14 protein-coding genes are annotated in these 21,046 nt (G+C 59.1%); 8 read left to right on the top strand and 6 right to left on the bottom strand.

Features of this window, described 5'->3' with window-relative positions:
- Positions 1-160: 160 nt before the first annotated feature.
- The 3 genes from AAC014_RS07815 to AAC014_RS07805 are packed head-to-tail and all read right to left on the bottom strand — an operon-like array spanning position 161 to position 2,510.
- The gene (locus tag AAC014_RS07815) at positions 161-1,780 is read right to left on the bottom strand and encodes a recombinase family protein (RefSeq protein WP_339706488.1); all 1,620 of its coding nucleotides are present in this window, start codon (positions 1,778-1,780) and stop codon (positions 161-163) included.
- The gene (locus AAC014_RS07810; RefSeq protein WP_339706485.1) at positions 1,780-2,190 is read right to left on the bottom strand and encodes a DUF2924 domain-containing protein; all 411 of its coding nucleotides are present in this window, start codon (positions 2,188-2,190) and stop codon (positions 1,780-1,782) included. Before AAC014_RS07810 ends, AAC014_RS07815 begins: the two co-directional genes overlap by 1 nt.
- Entirely contained in the window at positions 2,187-2,510 is a 324-nt protein-coding gene (locus AAC014_RS07805; protein WP_339706482.1) for a DUF3489 domain-containing protein, read from the bottom strand. The genes AAC014_RS07810 and AAC014_RS07805 overlap by 4 nt, the downstream gene beginning before the upstream one ends.
- Positions 2,511-2,678: 168 nt before the next feature.
- On the opposite strand from AAC014_RS07805, the gene AAC014_RS07800 reads away from it, so the two are divergent.
- The 4 genes from AAC014_RS07800 (at position 2,679) to AAC014_RS07785 (ending at position 6,914) form a co-directional block, all read left to right on the top strand.
- The gene (locus AAC014_RS07800; RefSeq protein WP_339706479.1) at positions 2,679-2,942 is read left to right on the top strand and encodes a hypothetical protein; all 264 of its coding nucleotides are present in this window, start codon (positions 2,679-2,681) and stop codon (positions 2,940-2,942) included.
- Between the two features lie 285 nt (positions 2,943-3,227).
- Complete coding sequence (locus AAC014_RS07795) at positions 3,228-4,136, top strand: hypothetical protein (RefSeq protein WP_339706477.1); 909 nt, start codon at positions 3,228-3,230, stop codon at positions 4,134-4,136.
- Complete coding sequence (locus AAC014_RS07790) at positions 4,133-5,989, top strand: hypothetical protein (RefSeq protein WP_339706474.1); 1,857 nt, start codon at positions 4,133-4,135, stop codon at positions 5,987-5,989. The genes AAC014_RS07795 and AAC014_RS07790 overlap by 4 nt, the downstream gene beginning before the upstream one ends.
- On the top strand, positions 5,976-6,914 hold the full coding sequence (locus AAC014_RS07785) for a hypothetical protein (protein WP_339706471.1): 939 nt from the start codon (positions 5,976-5,978) through the stop codon (positions 6,912-6,914). The genes AAC014_RS07790 and AAC014_RS07785 overlap by 14 nt, the downstream gene beginning before the upstream one ends.
- 1,578 nt (positions 6,915-8,492) lie before the next feature.
- On the opposite strand, the gene AAC014_RS07780 is transcribed toward AAC014_RS07785, so the two are convergent.
- The gene (locus AAC014_RS07780; RefSeq protein ID WP_339706469.1) at positions 8,493-9,938 is read right to left on the bottom strand and encodes a patatin-like phospholipase family protein; all 1,446 of its coding nucleotides are present in this window, start codon (positions 9,936-9,938) and stop codon (positions 8,493-8,495) included.
- A 354-nt stretch (positions 9,939-10,292) separates the two neighbouring features.
- Between AAC014_RS07780 and AAC014_RS07775 the strand changes: the two genes are divergently transcribed.
- Together AAC014_RS07775 and AAC014_RS07770 are read left to right on the top strand one after the other, a co-directional pair.
- Entirely contained in the window at positions 10,293-11,156 is an 864-nt protein-coding gene (locus tag AAC014_RS07775) for a hypothetical protein (RefSeq protein WP_339706467.1), read from the top strand.
- Complete coding sequence (locus AAC014_RS07770; protein WP_339706465.1) at positions 11,143-12,036, top strand: hypothetical protein; 894 nt, start codon at positions 11,143-11,145, stop codon at positions 12,034-12,036. The genes AAC014_RS07775 and AAC014_RS07770 overlap by 14 nt, the downstream gene beginning before the upstream one ends.
- 246 nt (positions 12,037-12,282) lie before the next feature.
- Here the strand turns inward: AAC014_RS07770 and AAC014_RS07765 are convergent, their stop codons facing one another.
- Entirely contained in the window at positions 12,283-13,089 is an 807-nt protein-coding gene (locus tag AAC014_RS07765) for a hypothetical protein (protein WP_339706463.1), read from the bottom strand.
- Positions 13,090-13,434: 345 nt separating this feature from the next.
- Complete coding sequence (locus AAC014_RS07760; protein WP_339706461.1) at positions 13,435-14,325, bottom strand: DUF6615 family protein; 891 nt, start codon at positions 14,323-14,325, stop codon at positions 13,435-13,437.
- 578 nt (positions 14,326-14,903) lie between these two features.
- On the opposite strand from AAC014_RS07760, the gene AAC014_RS07755 reads away from it, so the two are divergent.
- Positions 14,904-16,271, top strand: coding sequence for a hypothetical protein (locus AAC014_RS07755; protein WP_339706459.1), 1,368 nt, complete (start codon positions 14,904-14,906; stop codon positions 16,269-16,271).
- Between the two features lie 80 nt (positions 16,272-16,351).
- Positions 16,352-21,028 (top strand): DUF3320 domain-containing protein, encoded by a 4,677-nt coding sequence (locus tag AAC014_RS07750; protein ID WP_339706456.1) that lies wholly within the window; start codon positions 16,352-16,354, stop codon positions 21,026-21,028.
- The last annotated feature ends 18 nt before the right edge of the window (positions 21,029-21,046 follow it).

Here is a 21,046-nt window from a genome sequence, read left to right as displayed (position 1 = left end):
CGCAGTTCTGCGGCGTTTGCGGGGCCGGGTGTTGCGGCCGATATTCGGAGACGCGTCTCTACTGCATAATTCGCGCGATTTTCGCCGCGCGTCTCTGCGGCGCATTAAATTCGCGCACGGCCATTTTCGTGATGCCGCGGTGATGCGAGGGAAGATGCGCTCAGCAGAAGCCGAGCACGCGCTCCTGCTCGTCCCAGTCGAGCGGAAGGTCGGCTTCAAGAAGCCGGGAGCGCGTGAGGCTGCGCGGGATATCACCGGCGTGGATGCGTTCGATGATTGATGGCGATAGCCAGGAGAGTTTGACCAGCCGCCCGAGTTGGCGCCGGTCCATCTTCCGCGATGCGGCAATGGCCGCAAGCGACGTCGCCGTCTTGTCGAGCACCAGCGCCTGCGCATCAAGTGCCTTGCGCACCAGCTTCAGAAGCGCGTGGGTATTTCTGTCCGGGCTTGCCGCGGGTGCTGCGCCGTAAACATCACGCCTGTCCCGAACCCATCGTTCTGGCCGGAACGGAACAGTAATCTCCGAGATGATATCGTCACGATGCTCATCGATGTCTCTACTCTCTTCGACCATCGGCTGCCGCAGCCGGAGCACCAGCCTGTCATCGTCCATGGTGATGGTGTGGGTTATGCGTCGCAGAGCATCGCGCCTGCGACTGTCGTCGGAAAGCGCATCTACCAGTTCCTCGACGTTGTTGTTGGCGTGATGCCGAGGCGCGGCGTGCAGCCACCTGCGAGCCTGTTCCAGAACGACCTGTTCAATGGTCTCTGCCGTGACGCGCGTTGCAGGACGCTTGTCATCGGGCTCCCGCCGCGATGCATAATAGCGATACCGCACCTGTCCTTTGGCCGTGTGGCTGAACACCATCGGCCGGCCTTCTGCATCGAACAGCAATCCGGCGAGCAGGGCATTGTGCCGCATGTTCACCTTGGTCTTCCTTGCCGCGGCATTCCCGGCGAGCTTGTCCTGCACCGCGTTCCAGAGTTCCTGGTCGACGATTGCTTCGTGCTCACCGGGATAGGTGTTGCTCTTGTGCACGATGAACCCGCGATAGACCGGATTCTTCAGCAGGTGAAAGAGGCTGCCCCGCCGGAACGGGATGCCGCCCCGATGCGGGCCGCTCACCCGGTGCTGGACCTTGGTGCGGATGCCAGCCTGTTCGAGTTCCTCGATCAGCATGTTGGCGGAGGTAGCCCTGAGATACCTTTGCATGATGTCGCGAACAGCGGCGGCTTCGACTGGGTTCACGACGAGCTTCCGGTCCCTGACCTCGTAGCCGAGCGGGACGGGCCCACCCATCCACAGGCCCTTCTTCTTCGATGCCGCGATCTTGTCACGGATCCGCTCGCCGGTCACCTCGCGCTCGAACTGCGCGAAGCTGAGCAGCACATTGAGCGTCAGCCGTCCCATGCTGGTCGTGGTGTTGAACGCCTGCGTCACGCTGACGAAGCTCGCGCCCTTGCCGTCGAGCACGGCCACGATCTTCGCAAAGTCGGCAAGGCTCCGGGTCAGCCGGTCCACCTTGTAGACGACGATCACGTCGACACGGCCGGCCTCCACATCCGCCAGCAGGCGTTGCAGCGCGGGGCGTTCCATGCTGCCGCCCGAGAAGCCGCCATCGTCATAGGGGTGCGGCACGAGCGTCCAGCCCTCGTGCTTCTGGCTGAGGATGAAGGCGGCACAGGCCTCACGCTGCGCGTCGAGGCTGTTGAACGCCTGTTCGAGCCCGTCCTCGGTGGACTTGCGCGTGTAGATCGCACAGCGGACCCGCGTGGCCATCAGGCGGTTCCCTTTACCCCGAAGAAGCGTGGGCCCGACCAGCGTGTCCCGGTGATCTCGAAGGCGATGGCGGTGAGAGAGGCATAGTGCCGGCCATCCCAGGTGAAGCCGTCATGACCGACCGCCACGCTGTGCGTCTTGCCGTGCCATGTCCGCACGAGACATGTGCCGGGTCGCAGCGAGGGCAGGGAAGCCTTGGCCGGGGCCTCGGCCTGCTGCTTCACGGCAGCGCGCGTTGCACGTGACAGTCCGCCGGACTTCCGCTTCTGCAGTTCGTAGGCGATGCCGAGGCGCAGCAGGTCGGCAGGCAACGCCGGTGCGGCCGTGCGAAAGACGCGCGACCACTCCAGCACGAGTTCTGCCTGGGACATGCCGACGAGTGCAGCAAGTCGGCGCTTCAGGCGGCTCATGCTGCGGTGGCAGCGTCAGCCGATGCTGCGCCCTCCGTAGCGGCATCGGGTGCAGCAATTTGTGCAGCCGGCGGAGTTCCTACTGGCTGCGGCGGTTGTGGCGCCTCGATGAGTTTGTAGCAGGTTGTACCGTCGCGGCGGGCATCGCGCTGCAGGGGTTCACCCTTCTTGCGGATGCCGGAGAGGAAGGCGCGGGCACTGTGCGGTTGCCACGTGGTCACCGTGGTGATCTCGGCAAGCGTGGCGCCGTTCGAGCGGCGCAGCATCTTCCGGACGGTGGCTGACTTGGTCGTGGCGGCGGTCTTGCGGGCGTTGGACATGTTCGGGACTCCTTCTCGCGGGTCACCTGCACCTTGCAGGTGTTCCCACGAGCCGAAGCCCCGAAAATCCTCGGCCGGGGCGGGGGCGGCGGGCAAACCCCACCGGCTCACGGACCCCACAACGCTCTGTTCGCGAAGCAAGTCCAGTCCAATCTGCACGCTCCGAAAATGCTGCGTATGGACTTCCCACGCAGCCTGCAGCTTCGTGTGCTCATGCAGGACGGGCACGATATCGAACGACGGGACTGTATCCGCCGACTGTTCGCTGTTCTCACCGCGAGGCTCGAGGATGCCGCCATGCTCGCTGCGGAGGGACAGGGGCGAGACGTCTCAGTAGAGGCCTCAGTGGAACTTGCTGCGCAGATCCAGGAGGTCACCGTTCAGAGCATGACAATCGCCGAAGCAATCGAACTGCTGAACAGGGAAGAATAATGGCGGCTTCGTTGGACGAACCGGAAAGGCAGCTTTTCGGTTGATGCAAAGTCCATGTGGACGTCCACTAGGCTGTGAAATGGCAGATCGTCGTGAAAACGGCGCTCCACGTAGCGAAGCAACGTCGATATTTGAACGTTCCTTACCACAGGCGAGCTAACAGCTTCGCGGCGGCGCGACCAACCAGTTCGTTCTGATGTGCTGACCGCTAGATCGAGTGTCGATCGGCGAGGAATAGGAGCAGCCATCCATTGCTTCTGCCGCCAGTCCGGTTAGTTCTAAAGAATGTCTCCGGGAATCGACAGCGCCGACGAAACACAGGTCGTTGAAGCCTGCGATCGGCTCGTGGACTTCGCAGTGTGGCCGAGAGGTAAGGTCGAGTATCGGGCTTGGCTCGACAATTTTGACGTTACCGAACGAGCCCTTGCAGTTCAGATGCTTGGACGCTTTACCTTTATTTCTCATCAACTGGTAGACCATCTGTTTGTCACTTCGTTCCAAGCCATATCCAACGGTCTAGGCGCTCCAGGCATCGCCTTTTCCGCCAAGCAGGACATATGGCGGCAGTTCTGTGAGCAGGCGATCATTGTCCCAGTGATGGGCGAGCGACCAAGTCCGGCCGATAGCGGCTGGGGCTTCGCGAGGAAGGCGAGGCAAATGCTGGGCATCGACGAAGGTCGGCTAAAGCACCCAAACGAAGCCGCCGAAATAATCGCGGGCGGTTCGGATGCACCCATCGTGTTCGTTGACGACTTCGTCGGCTCCGGTGAGCAATTCCTCTCCACTTGGCGGCGGAGATTTGCAAATGCGGGCCAACACTCATTTGCAAGCATGTCGGGGCGTTTTCCGGCATATTACTGCAATGTGATGATGACCGCCTATGGGCGGTCCCGCATCCAGACCTCGGCCCCGCAGGTCACCTTGGTTTCCGGGAACATGATCCCTCGCAATCACAATTATTCCGTGATCGGTTCGGCCATGTGGCCCACTGGCAGCGCACTTCCCGGTATTCGCTTGGCCCGCAAGATAGGCAGCCGCCTTGGTTATACCAAGTCCGATGGCGGATTGCGAGACTGGCGGGGTTTTCACAAACTCGGGCTGGGCATTGCGATGGAGGATTCTGTGCCCGATGCTAATCTTCCTTTATTTTTTGAGGACTCGAATGGCTGGCAGCCCTTAGTGAGGCGGTCATGAATGAGGCAATCGGCGGCAAGGATCTTGTCGAACTGTTTGGTATCTATCGAGCGGAATGGCTGAGTGACGCCCTCTTCAAACTGTTCAGTCGCCCAAGCTACTTCCCGGAACTCGAGACACCAAGGCCATGTGTCCTGGAAGGCGGCCGAGGCACAGGGAAAACAACAGTGCTGCGATGTCTCTCATATGAGGGCCGATATGCGCTTGAAGGCGCTGAACGAGCGAAGCTTGAGGATTGGCCGTATTTCGGCTTCTACTACAAGGTTAACACCAACAGTGTGCGAGCTTTTCAAGGCGAGGAGCTGTCGGAACGCCAATGGCAGAAGCTCTTCGCTCACTATCTCAATCTCATCCTTTGTGGCCGCGTTGTGGAATTCCTCGAGTGGCACCGCAAGGTCACTGAAGGTGGAGCGCAACTAGATCCCGCCCTATGCAAGGACGTCGCAGAGTCTCTTTTTTGCGAGCCTGCCGCCACGCAGGGCGAGCTCGCTTCAGTGATCCAGCAGGGCGTTCGTCGTTTCGAAGCTTGGGTCAACAACATTGATCCTGACAACTTGCCAGGCCTTTCAATGCAGCAAGTGGTGATCGAAACGTTATGCAACGGTGTCCTTGAGCTTCGCCAATTCAAAGGAAAGCGCCTGTTTTTCATCATCGATGAATTTGAGAATCTCCTCGACGATCAGCAGGCGATCGTAAATACACTCGTTAAGCATTGCGGCCCGGGATACACGTTCAAAATTGGAGTGCGCGAGCTCGGATGGCGTCGACGTAGTACTCTTCATGAGAACGAGCAATTACAGAGCCCCGCAGACTATGAGCGCATTGACATCAATGCTCGGCTTGATGGCGAACAGTTTGTAAAATTTGCAACCGAGGTTTGCAGCCTGAGGGCCATTGAGAGGTTCCCAAACGGTCTGGACCTCGACGCAATGCTACCAGCGCTTTCCGTTGAGGAAGAGGCGAAGTTACTCGGCGTCGACGCTAAGGCGCGAGAGATGTTGGATGAACTTGAGCGCACGGCGCCAGAGCGAGTCGCGGTTGTTAAAGATGTTCGGCCGCTTGAACTCGCACTCTTACTTTATTGGTCGAAGACCCAAAAACAGCCGCTCGCTGATTTGGTCGCCGACTGGGAGCAGCATCCACAAGAATGGAAAGATCGCTTTCACAACTACCGGGTGCCGCTCCTTTTCACCTTGCGTGGTAGCCGTCCGGGCGTCAGAAAATATTATGCAGGCTGGCAAACGTTTACGTTGCTGGCCGGAAATAATATCAGATATCTCCTCCAACTCGTCGGTGAAGCGCTCCGTCTCCAGCGCGAAGATGGCAAGCCAGCGAACGGAGAAGAAATCCGTCCGCTGGTCCAAACAAATGCTGCAATTTCAGTCGGTGGCAAGAACGTCAAAGAACTGGAGGGTCTGGGCGTTCACGGAGCGCAACTTACGAGACTGGTTCTGTCGCTGGGCAGGCTGTTCGAAATGCTGGCGCTCGAGCCAGAGTTGCGACGGCCAGAAATCACACGTTTCTTCCTGCCAGAGGACGAGCCCTTGGGAAGCGTTGAGGAGTTATTGAACGCTGCCGTGATGCACTTGGCTCTTGTACGAAGGGTGTCGAGCCAGCGCACTGACCTAGATCTTAAAGCCTACGATTATGCAGTTCATCCTATTTTCGCGGCTTTCTTTGGGTTCAGTCATCGTGACATGCGCAAGATCAGGCTTTCGCCATCGGACATTCTGAATCTCATGCGAGATCCGAAGCGTACGATAAGAGAGATTGTTCGCTCAAACGACCGGTCGGGCGACGCGCCGCTGCCTGATCAGCTTCGCTTGTTCGAGAATTTCTATGGCCGCGATTAGCGAACTACCTCTTTTCACGACTGAATACGATCCCGCCGAAGGCCTCGTCCTCCCTGCGGATTCTAGTTATATTTACTCCGTCACGGACGAGCCGCGTAGCGCCTTTGCGGAAGAACTCCGCGCCCGATCCCCGGCCGCTACATTCGTAAAACTAAACGAGAACGTCCCCGGTGGCTTCGGCACTGACTTTGCAGGCCATCCTACCATCACGGTTCGACGGCGTGCAACGCTTGAGGCATTTATCGCAGCATTGCCGAAGCCCATTCACTTGGACATGACCGGCCTTGGCCATTCTGCTTGGGCGCCTTTAGCACGTGTTTGCCTCGAGACACATACCCCCTTGCGCATCGTTTATCTTGAGCCGGCCACCTACAGCGCGTCAGCCCATCCCGGGATTGGTGTCATCTACGACCTCAGTGAACGGATTGAGGGGATCAGGCCGATACCCTTGTTCGCTAAACTGATGGATCGTCGGCAGAATGACTCGTGCTTCGTGCCGTTGCTCGGATTTGAGGGTGCAAGGCTCCTTCATATGATGAACGATGTCGATCCCGCAAAAGATAAAGTCTTTCCGATCATTGGGGCTCCGGGCTTCGTTCCTCATTATCCGCTGGATACCTTCATTCTGAACGCTCTCGGGCTGGAGCAGGACAAAGCGATCCGCAATTTGCGTTTGGCAAAATCAAATTGTCCATTCAGCCTGTTTTATGAGCTCGAGGGCATCGCGCGCCGCGTTCCTGATGATCTCATGCGGATCGGCCTGATCGGCACAAAACCCCATGCCCTTGGCGCTGTGTTGTTCTCGATAGTCCACGAGGACCGAACCGAAATTGTGTACGATCACGCTAGGCGCAAAGCCGGCCGAAGCAAGGGCGTGGCCAAATGTCTCGTTTACGCCGTCAGCGAGTTCCTCGACCGCACTTAGCGCTTATCAAAGCGACAATGCGGTCAACCGGTACCTTGATGCGCTCGGGCGACGACAAAGGTCTGGTACCTCCCTCCGCGTTCGGCGACACTCGTGCCGAAACGGGGGACTTGCACGATGGAACCAGTTCAAAAAAAGTTTGGACGCTTTTACACTCCTTCCGATGTAGCGGACGCGCTCATTTCAATGGTCGACATAAGTCCCCGGACTGTCGTGGATCTTGGGTGCGGACATGGCTCTTTATCCAAGGCAGCCCTGAGACGCTGGGGAGATGTCATTCAGCTGACGACCGTCGATATTGATCCTCAGGTCTGTATTGGCAGCACAGCATGGTCGAGAAATCACCGCCACGTACAATGCGATCTGCTGGACGCCGCAGCCCCTCGGCTTCAGTTGGGCCGTACGAGATTTGATCTTGCTATTCTGAATCCCCCCTATGGTCGATGCAGAGCTGGAACCGCTGCGGCGTCTGCGTCTAAACCGAACACCACCCCGCGGTGTCGCGCGACTTTGTTCTTGTTGCGAGCTTTCGAAGCGGTCCGGCACGGCGGGCGTGTTGCTGCAATTATACCTGAAACGCTTGCCATTGGTATGGCGTCAGGCGCCAACCGCCGAGCAATCTCTAGTGGTGCGATAGTGGAAGCTATCGCGGTGCTCCCAGCGAAGACATTCCCTGGGACCGAAGCTCGAACTGTAATGGTTATCTTTCGCCGAATTCCTAAGTGTGATGGCAACCCGCGCCCTTGGTGGGACGTCGATCGTTCGCTTCCGTCCTCTGAATTGTCCCTCGATTTTCAGACGACCATCGGAGATTTGGGAGTGAAGGTCGTGCGAGGCCGACTGAACACGATCGAAGCTCGGAATGCGGGCGCCTTTCATCTCGACGCATTCAGGTCTGCACGTGACGGTGTGATAGCATTTCCCCGTCAGAGTTTTGATGAAGCTGACCGTGCAGCTGCCCCTGGTGACATTCTTGTCGCTCGTGTTGGGCGCAATATTCCCGACAAAGTCGTTCGAGTATCCGAGGGTAGCAACGTGATAAGCGATTGCGTGTACCGTTTGCGATGCCCACCTTTAGTGGCAGAACGTGTCTGGAAAGGATTGCGATCGGAAGCTGGAAGGCGGCAGATGACTGCCTCCCTCTCCGGCCTGACAACTCGCATGCTGCCGCTCAAAAACCTGCTCACGCTTAGCGTCTAGCTCCCTGCATCGTTCATACGTCGGGACTAATGCCAGAATATCTCCGGCCCTGCGATGGAGACTCCGCCGATGGCAGGCGTGGGAAACTTTGTGGCCTCGGATGGCGGCCATTCGTTCTTATGCTCTCGAACGCCGGGTAGGTCCCAGGCCCAGTCGTTCCCGCAGCGCCCTTCACAACGAATGTAGGGCAGGTTTCGACAGGCCGATCTGAGCCAGCGAATGGCCGCAATGTTGGCGGGAGTGGTCAGGTTGCTGTTTGGCTTTTCTCGGACGGCAATCAGCTTTTATACTGATGAGCCGACTATTCGGATACGACCAACTTAAGCCCTTTCGCGACCTCTATATGAGCGTGTTTCATCCCTGGAACCTCGATTGCTCTTAGTGAAGTCCGGTGAGCTCGTCCCTGAACTTCACCGCTGCCTGCCGACCCTGATTCATTTTTTGCTGCCCTTCCGCGAAATCAAGCAGGCCTTTAAGATCTTGTTCCGGACAGATGACCATGAGCCGCGGCATCCGAAGCTCCGGTGTGGAGATCGAAGGCAGTGCGCCGCAGGCCTTTCTGATGATATCGCCCTTGCTGCCTGAAGTGCCTACTGGCGGTACCCGCTCGGGAAGGGCCAGCAGATTCGCAATGCGCCGAGCCTCCCGTTCTGCATAGGCAGCCTGCGTTTCCTTACCAGCCGGCATCTTCAGTCTCACGATAACTATGAGATCGAGATCGAGGTTGTGGGCGGGATCGATCAAGGGAAGCAGCGGGAGATTGTCGGCCATGCCACCGTCGACGAACTTCTCATTCCCGTAACTGACTGACCCTACAAGACCGAAGGGAAGTGCGGCGGTCGCCCGAAGAAGTGTTCGGCGTGCGTCCCTGTCCAGACGGTGCAGGGCGTGGTAGCGGGGCAGGAAAACGCGCCGTTCGATCACCCTGTACTGGATGTCATCGACATCGCGCGAGATGGCTTCAACCTTCGGATTGTCCGGAGTAAAGCGATCGGCTTGGGTAGCCGTGGTGACGAAGCAGGGGATGTGCGGTGGAGCGTCAAGGCATCTGTCGATGATCGAGATCAGTGGCGTGTCGGATAGGTTTGCTTGGCTTGCGCCAATGCGCATCGCGAGAATCGCGATAAAATAGCAGAGGATTGCGACATCAAATCCGCTAGCGGTTCCGTTTGCAATGCGGACCATGGCGGCAATGGTCGCGACGATCAGGAAGAGGCTAAGCATAGCGAGCAACTGGCAGGCAACACCGCTCAGGTCGTCGTCCGCGTCTCCATAGGAATGGCCGTCTTCCGCATTTGGTTTTCGGTTTCGGAGCTCCGAGAGCGGGGATAGGGAAAACCAGATCAGGAACAGGATAATCGGTGTAATCCACCAAGGATAGCGGTACAGCCCGGACACGGATACGAAGATGGCTGCAAGCGGCAGGAAGACTGTCGTCCGGAAGAAGGCGATGAGCACATGGTTCCATCGACTCGACCGGTCGGGGGACGGCGGAAGGCCGCTGGCCCATAGGTTGAAGGCGTGGAGCAAGAACAGCGCAACAGCGACTGCCTTCCAAGGGGCGAGTCTCGGAGCATAGATCGCCGTGAAGTTGAGCGAAGGCCAGAGTTCGTCGCCGACGTCATACTTGCCGGTCGCGACGATCCAGGCTTCAAGCCCGCCGACTGACGTTCCCGACACTGCCGCGAACTTGATACCCAGTTTGTCGCAGGCGCTGGCAAAACCGTGGCTGAAGGCACCCTTGGCGCCGCCGCCCTCGAGGACGAGCCCGATCCGGCTCGACCGCAAACGACGATTCGGCACCGACGTGCCAGTCTCACCCACGTTGTCAGGGTCTCCGGACACTTACGTCAGCCTTAAATGTCAGAATCGTCATGATGCATCCCACTATGGCTTTTCGAATCATCCGATCGATCTTACCCGACAGTGTCCAAGGTATCGCGTGTCAGTAACGCCGACACATTAAATTATCGGGGGCGCCATGCGTAGCCAAAACTCGATGCATCGGACGGCAGCGCTTACTTTTCAGTAACTTACAAACGTTCGTTTCTCATTGCTCCGGCGACATCAGAAAATTTTTCCGAAATGAACCAGCGTGTTTCTATCTATGTCGACTTGTTGCTTGACACTTTTCTCCGATAGTTGATCATCTTCTTTATGGTGCGAACGGGGGATCGTATGCGAAGGGCAAAAATCATACTGTCATTGTTAATTGGTCTTGTGCTGTCTGGGTGTGGGCATGTTGAGACCTATACAAAGCCCGACCTATCGCCGTCTAGCAAGACGGGTATCCTTTATTACCCACCAAAACCCTATCTTCTTGTAAGCCGAACAGGAGCAAAGGACAAACCCAACGATGTCCAAGTTATTTATCTGCCCGACCTAAGTCAGCCGCGCTACGCGGTCATGAGTGCCGGATTTGGTTCGTCGAAACTTGGCCTGACCTTCTCGAATGGCATCCTTGTCAGCGCAAACCAAGAGACCGATCCAAAGATTACCGAGGCAATCACCGCGCTTGCCGGCATTCCAGGGCAGCTTGCAACCGCCGCAAAGACCCGCGCTGAGGCCGCCGACATCAGGGAGGAGGCATCCGACTTGCCGGCGGTTGCAAAAGCCCTTCGTGAGGTAAGTGCTGACCTAACTGCCATTGCGCAGGAACGAGGAGTGGCTTCGATCCTAAATCCAAGCCAGCTTGCGGGGCTTCGGCGTTTGCCGCCGCAGCTTGACGATGCGGCTGCCGCGCTGGATGCGCCAGGGACGAATGCCTCGACCGTTGAGGCGGTCATCGCGGCGCTCGAGGATATCAAGAAGCGCCTGACGGCGATCAAGCCGGGCACAGAGGACCCGGGCGAGGCGGCGAAACCGGTCTGGGCGCGTATCCGGGCGGCGGAAGCGAAGCTCGATGTGACAATAACCGATCTGAAGCCAAAGCCGGAGGCGCCACCGACACTTTCGCTCTACGAGGTCATCATGGATGAGAATGGTACCAGTCTGCGTGCGGTCCCGATGAGCACGCTGACCAATCGCGGTGCGCAGGACTAATCTCGGCACGCTGCGTTTCGCACGCGAGTCGCGTCACGACCGGCTTCTCCGTCTGCCGAATGTCGTTGGAACCGGACTTGGCGTAAAGCGTCGTGGCGGCGATGTCATCAATACGGCAGCCTTGGTGGTATTTGTCGATCGCAAGTTGCCATTGACCGATCTCCGGACCAGCAGCCATGTGCCGGCCTATGTGGAGCATGGAGGCCAGCGCATACCGACGGATGTCGTCGAGATCGGTGAATTGCGGCTCGAGTTCGGCGCGGCTCCCTATTTCATCAGCGATCTCGCCACAAAGGGCGTCGTCACGGCCTTCGCTCGCACAGAGGGCATGTTCCATATCGTCAGTTGCGCGCATTGCCTCCGCGGCGAGGATGGTGATCCCCATACGATTAGCCCCATTGGAGTTTGGGATGCAGCCCAGAATAAGTATGTCGAGGTTGGCCAGACGATGTTCGCGGTCGAGGCACCGGGCTTCGGCCTTCCCGGAAACTTCGGTTTCGTCGATGCCGGCTTCGCCGGTCTAGTCCATCGCGAGATGATCGACCAGGCGCGGAGCGCACCGCCACTGCCGATCGGGCCGCCGCCACGTCGGGGCCTGGCGGTCGTGGGTCGCGGCGCCGGTGCACCGATCGAAGGTGCGATCGACGCGGTCGAGGCTGTGATCCTTGGCCGCCGCACCGATATGCTGATTCGAATGACCGGCGCCGGAAGTTTCCCTGGGCATAGCGGGATGCTGTGGCGAACGAAGTCCGGCTTGGGCGTCGGTGTACACACTTATGGGGCACAGTTCGTGACAGGTGGCGGTAGCCGGTACAGCCTAGCGACAGGTATTCGCCGCGTGGCCCGTCAACTGCAGGTGGACCTCTTCGATCCCGGCTAAGGGAGCCGCGAAAAAATCCCGATCAACATGGCTGTCCGGGTTACGCCTTCAGGGATACGTTTCGAGTGGCCGAATGACCGGTTAGTCGGCGGGAACGGCAGTGCCGTTCTGCACCGCGCGAATTGGCCGATCGCGGCAATATAGCGAACGCGGAGCGATGTCAGCGCGATGATAAACAACGGTTGCGGGCGACAATTTGGCCTTCGTAAGCGGCCGAGGTTCGCGCCCACTGCGAAGAAGCTCACTTCAACTTCCGCTTCCAGGCCGCTTGGGCGTTGCTGGTCGAGCGGAGGCCGCCTCGTACTCCGGCTGATCGCGTTCGGCGATAATGCTGCGAACCAGATCCGGTCCCGGGCCGAGCGCATCAGCGGGAATCTCGATGTAGCCCTTCTTCAACAGTAGAAACTGCGCCAACGAAACTTGTTCTCGCTCCTCGTTATTGAGCCCAGCGCCGTAGATCGCAGTAAATAGCCGGTCGGCGTGTTGCACGACGAGGCCGATGTAGAGGACATGCTGGCTATAGAGGAAGGCGGCGAGTTCGGCGATGAAGATCGGGACGATACTGGCGCCCACGAGATCCCTGATCTGCCCTGTCACGAGGCCCTTCGCCACTTCATGGCGCGACACGTGACTGATCTCGTTGAGCCGTCCGTAAACCGGGCCATGTCCTTGCGTAACACCGATGCCAATCCTCGGTGTCTTGCCGTCGGCTCGGCGCCCTTCGCGATATTCCTCAATGGCCGCCACCGTCTCCAGCTCCTGCTTGAGAAGTGCCGCTCCCTGAGAGTATAGGCCTTCGGCAATCGCGCTCTCGCAAATGTCGACGCCAGTCAGGAACTGAGCAATGAGGGCGATCTGCCCCTCCACATCGGGGGAAGCTGCCTCAATCTTTTTCGCCACGTGCCTGGTGATGACCGCCGCCAGTGCGCTCAAGGCAAGCTGATGCGCATCCGTAAGCTCAGGGAACTCGGCCTTGAACTTCTCGCGAACTTCTACCCGAATCGACATCTGATCCGAGAGGAGACGAACTGCGGGTGAAAACTCTTCGGCCATGAATTACTCCAACAGCGAACGATGCCGCTGCGAATATCGTCCTTCGTCCGCGTTCGTCGAGCGCGAAGTGGCTTTTTCTCGTACTTCTTTGCGCTACCGCAAGGCTAGGGATCATTACGAGCGGCCCGCCGGATCATCAGACCAATCGGCAGTCTCGGCACGCGCGGCTTCACCATCTGCGGGTGAACGGACGGCCGCTTTTGAGGGTCTCGAGCTGCGTCGGCTACGGCAGCTTTGTCGGCGCGGTCAGCCGGCAGCAACGCACTACATCGCCGCCAGGTGAGAGAAGCAATCGTCACACCCTCCATCATGTTTTCGCAATTCAAGAGGCGGCATCCACGACGGTTAGGCTTCAAAGTCCGGACGCGGCGCCGCAACATCTACAAGTACCACACCGTCTAGGCCAGGGTGTGCAGCCCGAAGTTTTTCACGCGTTGCGTCGGATGATTCATCGAACTTCCGAGTGCTGGCATCCGACAAGAAGGCAAGATAATCCGGCGGCTCGCGGTCAGGCTGCTCTGGCGGCCGAGGAATGTCCAAATAGAGATCACCAAGACGCTCGCGCGAGAGTTGATCCAGGCGTTGGAGGCCGGCGATGGCGTTATCAATGGTATCCTCCGATCGCCGGCCTCCCTGGCCTGCACAAAGCAGGCATAGCCAAGGAAACGACACACCACTCAACGTATCGAAACTCTTATCAGGAAGGAGGGCAAGAACAGCAGGCAAGGGGGCCACGCTCGCACCCCAGCAATGCAGGCAGGCGTGGCACTTACACGTGTCGGTTGGAACGCGTGAGGAATCGGTGACGTGGTTATAGAACACGTATATGGCCGGCACACCGCGGCGCTTGGACGTGTCCGCAAGCCGATCAATCTGCCGGACCCCGCTATTGCCAATGTAGCGATCGACGTGGGCATATAGCTGATCTTGATCATCGAGCAGTTTCGCCTGCACCAAGAAACGAAGATACCGGTTGTTTGCGTGATCGTAGAGGCACCATTCCCAATCTGCGCCGACTTTGCCCTCTTCGACTTTGTTGAAAGGAACGATGTGCACAGAGTGCGAAAGAATGCTGCCGAGGTCCATTAATATGGTCTCGGTTACGGTCTCCTCGCCGAACGGAAATCCCGTTCGCTTCGCGGTTGCGCGCCTGTCCCAAATCCAATGTGCTGATTCGTAAAGGCCACTTTCAAGATCGTGGATGCCGAAAGGAAAGCCTGCGCGCGGATGTGTCATGATTATGGACTAGCAGCTCGGCTGAACAACGACCAGATGAGCCGCGCAGCAAGCCTCGGAAATTCGTGAAATTGAGCGTGGATGTCAGGGCTAGTGCAACAAGGTGAGCTAAAAGCGCTTGCGGTTCGCTATCACTGAACTGCGCGGTGATTGCTGTTGAAGGGCAGTAATCCCTCACACTTCGCCCGTTGCTGCCTGTCAGCATCCGGTCACTTGCCGTCAGCGGTAGCCGTTGAACGTAGGGCAGGTTTCGACGGCACGGCCAGGTCCTCGGAACGACCGCTATGTCGGCGGCTGCCGTCACGGTCCACGAAGCTGGATGTATCAAGGGTGGCGCGTGGGGAGCGACACTAACGAGGTGAAGGCTAACAACGAAGGATTGGCAGCTGGAGGCTGGTTCTGCCAAGGCCCTTCATTGAAGCTCAAGATGCTGTCTCCCCAAAATATTGCGCAAATGAATGTAGTGCCTTCGCTGCAAATGAGGCGTTTGGATACTTTGGTATGGAATAGTGCGATACTAGGTCTTGCTCAAGCAGCGATTGCGTGTAACTTTGCCTCCGAAGTAAGGGGGTGTCATAATGGGGAAAATGCCGGATTTTGTACTCTCGGGAGAGCCGGCCCGGCTGTTTCCTGTATTGACCGAAACGTCGAAAGAGGGTCGGACGCTCTCTATTTTCCTCGCCTGTCTCGAGAGCGTCGGCGGCTTCGGCCGGGCCTTGCTTAGCGGGCTCGGACAAAAGATCGGCACACGCGGCCGTATCGATACGTTCACCGAGGTTGTCCTGGCTAAGAGTGCCGCCGACGCCAAGCATCGACCAGACGGCCTGATCGTCGTGAATACCGGCAAGTCCACGTGGACTGCGCTGGTCGAGGCGAAGGTTGGTGCTGCCGAGCTCACAAATGCGCAGATTGAAGCATATCTCACCCTCGCAAAGTTGAACGGCATTGACGCCGTTATCACGCTGTCGAACCAGTTCACGCCCTTACCTACGCACCATCCGCTGAGCGTTAGTTCGAAATTGACGAGCAAGGTGGCCCTGTTCCACTGGTCTTGGGGCAGCGTGATCACCCAGGCGCATTTACTGCAGGAATCGGGCGAGGTTGATGATCGGGAACAGATCATCCTGCTATCCGAACTTCAGCGCTTCCTGCTGCACCCTAGCTCTGGAGTGAAAGAGTTTGACCAGATGCCGGCTGCATGGTCCGAACTTTGCGAAAGTGTTGCCGCCGGCGGTGTGATCAGCACCAAGAACCAGCAATGCCAGGATGTCGTGGGCTCCTGGCATCAACTGCTCGATCGCATAACGACGGTTCTTAGTCGGCAAGTTGGCCGCCATGTGCGCATCTTGATGATGCGAGCCGAGGCGACCGATCCAACGTTGCGCCTGAAGAAAGCGCTGACCTCTTTAACGGCGGACACATCGCTTGTTGCGGACATCATGGTGCCCCATGCCGCCGCGCCAATGCAGGTTCGTGCTGATTTCGGAAAACGCGTTGTGAGCCTGTCAATGTGGCTCAGAGCGCCGGACGACCGGAAATCGACAAAGGCGCGCCTGTCCTGGCTGCTGAAGCAACTCGCGGATACCGACGCGAAGGACCTTCATGTCCGACTGTTCTGGCCAGGCCGGGCCAAGGCCACTCAGTACCCGTTGAGTGTACTCGCGGCCAACCCGGAAATTGCTACCGCAGACCGCCCCGGCATGGTGGTGGCCTCCTTCGAGGTGCTGATGGTGCGTGACCTCGGTGCGAAGTTCGCCCAGAGAAAGATCATCGTAGCTGAGCTTATCAAGTCGGCGAGTCAATTCCACGCCAACGTGGGCGAGCGGCTGACGGCGTGGCAACCGAAGCCGCCAAAAATCGCCGACGGGAAACTTGAGCCGGCATCAGTGAGCACCGAAGCGCTGCGCGACGAAGTCGAGCGCGAGGCGCTTGAACGGGCTGGCTGATCCGGCTCTGGTAAGGGGCGCGCTTGGACGGCATGAGGTGTAATTCGGGTAGCCGCCAATAGGGCGGTTTGGGGTTGATGATGGCTACAGTGCAGACAGGTGGAGCGGCGTCCGGGAAATCAGGACGAACCGAGGTCGCAAGACTATTTGACGAAACACGTCGGCGACTTGTCGAGACCGGCACGCGAAATCGTCTCGTTCACGTCAATCGGGCGAATACGCGCGGCAATGTCATCAACATCGTCAACGAGCGGTCCGATGACGTTTACGATATCCTGTCTGGTTCACGGACCATGCGGTTCCTCGCGATCGGACAGGACAAGACCGATGATGAGGATGCCGTCCATCTCGCTTCGGCGGGGGAAGACCCAGGCGCAGATCGATACACCGATGTTCAGCTCGAAACGCGGCTGGGGCCTGACTCCCTGCAGAAGAAACTGCTGAAGATCGCACGAGAGGCGCAGACGGCCGAGGAGGAGAGTGGCGTCAATATCCTTTATATGGCGCTCGGCTTCCTGACCTGGTTCGAGGACCGCAATTCCGGGATCGAGCGCGAAGCGCCATTGGTATTGCTCCCCGTTGAACTCGTCCGCAACGCACGCACCTCCACCTACGATGTGCGCATGCGCGACGACGACATCATGACGAATCTCCCGTTGCAGCAAAGACTCAAGGACGACTTTGGTATCGTCCTTCCCGAAATCGAAGCCGAAGAGGAGTGGGATCCGTCGAGCTATTTCGCGCGTGTCGAGGCGGTGATCTCCTCCCGCGACAGGTGGCGGGTCGATCGGGACGCGATACAACTTGGGTTCTTCAGCTTCAGAAAGCTGCTGATGTACCGCGACCTTGATGTTAAATCATGGCCGGACGAGGCTTTGGCCAACCATCCACTGACACGAGGGCTGCTATACGAGGGCTTCGAAAGCGAACGTCCTCTATTCGGGTCCGAGGACCGGCTCGACGACGTGCTACCACCTGAACGGATCTTCCACGTGGTCGATGCGGATGCCTCTCAGGCCCAGGTCATCGAGGAAGTTCGCTCAGGCCGCAACCTCGTGGTTCAGGGTCCACCTGGAACCGGCAAATCTCAGACAATTACGAACATCCTGGCGGCCGCCGCGAAAGACGGGAAACGGGTCCTGTTCGTAGCGGAGAAGATGGCAGCGCTCTCTGTCGTGCACGATCGCCTGGTCAAGGTCGGCCTACGGGATATCTGCCTCGAGCTCCATTCGCGCACGGCAAACAAGAAGATCGTCCTGGGCGAGCTGGCCCGCACGATTTCACAAGCCTCGGCCATCCCGAGAATGCCTGACCCGCCGCACACGCTCACCAGCGTGCGGGACCGACTTAACGACATCGCCAGAGCCCTGCATCAGCCGATCGGCTCCACCGGTGAGACGGCATTCTCGGCACTCAGTCGCCAGGTTCGCTACATCGGCATGGGGGCCGCACCGCCAGCGATGGATGCAGAGCCGTTGCTTGGGCTGACGCGGGACCAGGAAGCCGACCTGGTGGTGGCTATCGAGCGCTATGGCGATCTTCTGATCAAGGAGGGTGTCGAGGCACCCCACCCGTTCGAAGGTGCCCGCAATCTCGACCTGCAACCGGTGGACCTCGCCCGCCTCGCCACTGTACTGACGAATGCCGCGTCGGCGTTGGAGCAACTCGCCGCGGCCGTTGATCAGCCGCTTATCGAGCTGGGCTTGTCCCAGCCTGGCACGTTGGAAACGGCAGACGCGCTGGCCGATTTGCTCTCGCGCCTTGAGGGGCTGCCCCAAGGCGCCGGGCGGACCGCCGTAATGATGCTCGATGCATCCGACCCCGTACGACTGCAACAACTCTTGTACGCCGGGGCCGAATGGCGCTCGGCGTATGAGGCGCAGGTGCCGACCTTCACCGATGCGGCGTTTGCCCATCCGGTGGCGAGACTGCGTGGACCGCTTGTTGCAGGATGCAACTCGTTCTTCTCTCGACTGGGCGGGGCCTATCGCGGAGCGTCGCGCGAGCTTGCCGGCCTGCTTCGGGGGCCTCTGCCGAAGGCCGCTGCTGATCGCGTGGCCCTGATTGATGCACTTGCCGAAGTCGGAAGCAAGCGAGCGATCTGGGAGGCGGATCAAACATACGGTGCCAGCATTCTTGGTGACGACTGGCGTGGAGAACGGAGCGACTTCTCATCACTGATCGCGATCTCGATGTGGTGCAATAATCTCTCTCAAGCATCGCTCGCAGTGGCGGCCGTTGCGGCAACTCGGGTTGCCGGTTCTGGAACGGCGACGATAATGTTGCGCAGCCTCCGCGAGGCTTTGGCATCCGCGCAACCAGCTTTCACCGCTGCGGCCGAATTCCTCGATCTAGACCCGGCGGTCTTTGGAATCGAGCGTTTCGATCAGGTCGAAATCAGGGCAATTGTCCTCCGTCTCCGGGAAATGGCGGCCGCTACGGACCGATACGCGGGATGGGTGCAACTCGCCCGCATGCATCGAAAGATGGCTGACGCCGGGCTACTTGAGTTGGCGGAGCGCATGCGAACAGGCGCGATCGACGGTCCTGCCGCGGCGGTAGAACTACGGTTCGCGCGCGCCGAGAAGTTGTGGCGCCAGGCGCTTGACCAGTCCCCGGTCCTTCGCGAGCTCCCAATGGAAAAGCGCCACGAGCTGGTGACGACGTTCGCTGAGCTGGAACGGAAGCGCCTGTCGGATAATGTTACCGATATTCTGGCCAGCCATCTGACTCAGGTTCCTCAGGGGGCTCAAGGCGAGATGGGCGTGATCCGAAGCGAGATCGGCAAGAAGATGCGCCATCTGGCGATTCGACGGCTGTTCGAGCGCGCCGGCACCGCGATCCAGCGGATCAAGCCGGTGTTATTGATGAGCCCAATCTCCGTCGCTCAGTTCCTCCCACCAGGAGCGCTGACGTTTGATCTGCTCGTCATCGACGAGGCCAGCCAGGTACGTCCAGAAGACGCGCTGGGGGCGATCGCCCGCGCCGGGCAGATCGTCGTTGTGGGTGATCAGAAGCAGCTTCCACCCTCCTCGTTCTTTGACAGGCTCGCAGCGAACGACGATGCCGATGAAGATGAACCGGAACTGCTGGCGGGTGCCGCAAAGGTAGCGGCAATGGAGAGTGTGCTAACCCTCTGTGAGGCGCGCGGGCTTGGTTCGCGAATGCTCCAGTGGCACTATCGTTCGCGCGACCCCTCGCTGATCAAGGTTTCGAACCGTGAGTTCTACGAAGACGGGCTCATCCTTCCGCCATCCCCGCTTCAGGCCGACCCTGCCTTTGGACTGTGCTTCACGCAAGTCGCTGGCGTGTACGACAAGGGGGGCAAACGTGACAATCGCAAGGAGGGGGAGGCGATCGTCGCCCGGGTCGCGGAGCATGCGCGTAAGAATCCCAGTATGTCGCTAGGGATCGTGACCTTCTCGTTCGCGCAGCGGAACCTCATTACCGAGCTGCTGGAACTGGCTCGCCGCGGGGATTCCATTCTGGACGGCTTCATGCGGGAGGGGCAGGCAGAGGACATCTTCGTCAAGAACATCGAAAACGTTCAGGGCGACGAGCGCGATGTCATCCTTGTCAGCGTCGGCTATGGTCCAGCGGTCGCGGGAGGAAGGCTCACCAGCATGTCCTTCGGCCCGGTGAATGGCGAGGGAGGGGAGCGCAGGCTCAATGTTCTCTTCACCCGGGCCCGCATCCGCTGCGAAGTCTTCGCTTCCTTCGATCCCGGCGATATTGATGTCAGCAGGACGGCTGGCGAAGGACCACGCATCCTCAAGCGCTTCCTGGAGTTCGCCAAGACTGGCCAGCTCGATGAGTACCTGCCCACGGGGCTCGGAGCCGACACGCCGTTCGAGGAAGACGTCGCAGACGTGATTCGCAGCCTCGGTTTCCTTGCCGATCCGCAGGTTGGATCTGCCGGATTCCGTATCGATATCGGCGTTCGCCATCCCGACCGGCCGGGGACCTACGTGCTCGCGGTTGAATGTGACGGTGCCGCCTATCACAGTGCGCTCTGGGCGCGCGAGCGCGACCGCCTGCGGCAGGACGTGCTGGAGCACCTCGGCTGGCGCTTCCACCGCATCTGGAGCACTGACTGGTTCTACAACCGGCGCGCGGAGATCGAACGGTTGCGCCACGTACTTGTTGCCGCGAAGGATGCGGCCGAAGCCGGCATCAAAGTGAATGGCGCGAACCGAGCACGGCCGGTGTCCATCGAGCCGATCGAGCCGCAACCGATAATCGCAATTCCGGACATCGTCGAGCGCAAGATGCCTGCATATCAGCGCGCGGTTTTCCCGGTGAGCAGCTCTCAGGAGCCACATGAGGTGAGCACCGCGACATTGGCCGAACTCGTCAAGCGGATCGTAGAGGCAGAAGGCCCCATTCACATTGAGGAGGCGGCACGGCGAATCGCATCCTGCTTCGGAAAGGAGAAAGCCGGATCGCGGATAATTACCGCCACACGTGCAGCACTTGTCCGCGCGAGGTCACAGGACAGCCAACTGCTGTCCGACGGGACATTCTGGTTCACACACGATCAGTTGGAGGCGCCGCCTGTTCGTGACCGCTCCCTTGAGAACGGCGCTACATTGAAGGCGGCGAATATTTCTATGCTCGAGGTAAAGGCCGCGTTGGATATCGCGCGCGAGGACAACGCGGGTGGTGATGATGCGGACTTGATTCGTACTGCAGCCAGGCTTCTCGGTTTCCGGCGCGTAGGACCAGACCTGCAGACAAGGATATCCGATGCCCTTTAGTTCCGAGCCGGCTTCAAA

The sequence above is a fragment of the uncultured Sphingosinicella sp. genome, assembly GCF_963974575.1.
In the GTDB taxonomy this organism is placed as follows: domain Bacteria; phylum Pseudomonadota; class Alphaproteobacteria; order Sphingomonadales; family Sphingomonadaceae; genus Sphingosinicella.
Note: the sequence above shows the minus strand (reverse complement) of the source record. Positions and strands in the feature narration are given on the sequence as shown.

Bases quoted from the DNA above. Each gene is read 5' to 3' on its own strand.
- AAC014_RS07800 (WP_339706479.1), top strand. From the start codon at position 2,679: ATGCTGCGTATGGACTTCCCACGCAGCCTGCAGCTTCGTGTGCTCATG.
- AAC014_RS07795 (WP_339706477.1), top strand. From the start codon at position 3,228: ATGTCTCCGGGAATCGACAGCGCCGACGAAACACAGGTCGTTGAAGCC.
- AAC014_RS07760 (WP_339706461.1), bottom strand. From the start codon at position 14,325: ATGACACATCCGCGCGCAGGCTTTCCTTTCGGCATCCACGATCTTGAA.
- AAC014_RS07815 (WP_339706488.1), bottom strand. From the start codon at position 1,780: ATGGCCACGCGGGTCCGCTGTGCGATCTACACGCGCAAGTCCACCGAG.
- AAC014_RS07790 (WP_339706474.1), top strand. From the start codon at position 4,133: ATGAATGAGGCAATCGGCGGCAAGGATCTTGTCGAACTGTTTGGTATC.
- AAC014_RS07805 (WP_339706482.1), bottom strand. From the start codon at position 2,510: ATGTCCAACGCCCGCAAGACCGCCGCCACGACCAAGTCAGCCACCGTC.
- AAC014_RS07775 (WP_339706467.1), top strand. From the start codon at position 10,293: ATGCGAAGGGCAAAAATCATACTGTCATTGTTAATTGGTCTTGTGCTG.
- AAC014_RS07755 (WP_339706459.1), top strand. From the start codon at position 14,904: ATGGGGAAAATGCCGGATTTTGTACTCTCGGGAGAGCCGGCCCGGCTG.
- AAC014_RS07810 (WP_339706485.1), bottom strand. From the start codon at position 2,190: ATGAGCCGCCTGAAGCGCCGACTTGCTGCACTCGTCGGCATGTCCCAG.
- AAC014_RS07785 (WP_339706471.1), top strand. From the start codon at position 5,976: ATGGCCGCGATTAGCGAACTACCTCTTTTCACGACTGAATACGATCCC.
- AAC014_RS07750 (WP_339706456.1), top strand. From the start codon at position 16,352: ATGGCTACAGTGCAGACAGGTGGAGCGGCGTCCGGGAAATCAGGACGA.
- AAC014_RS07765 (WP_339706463.1), bottom strand. From the start codon at position 13,089: ATGGCCGAAGAGTTTTCACCCGCAGTTCGTCTCCTCTCGGATCAGATG.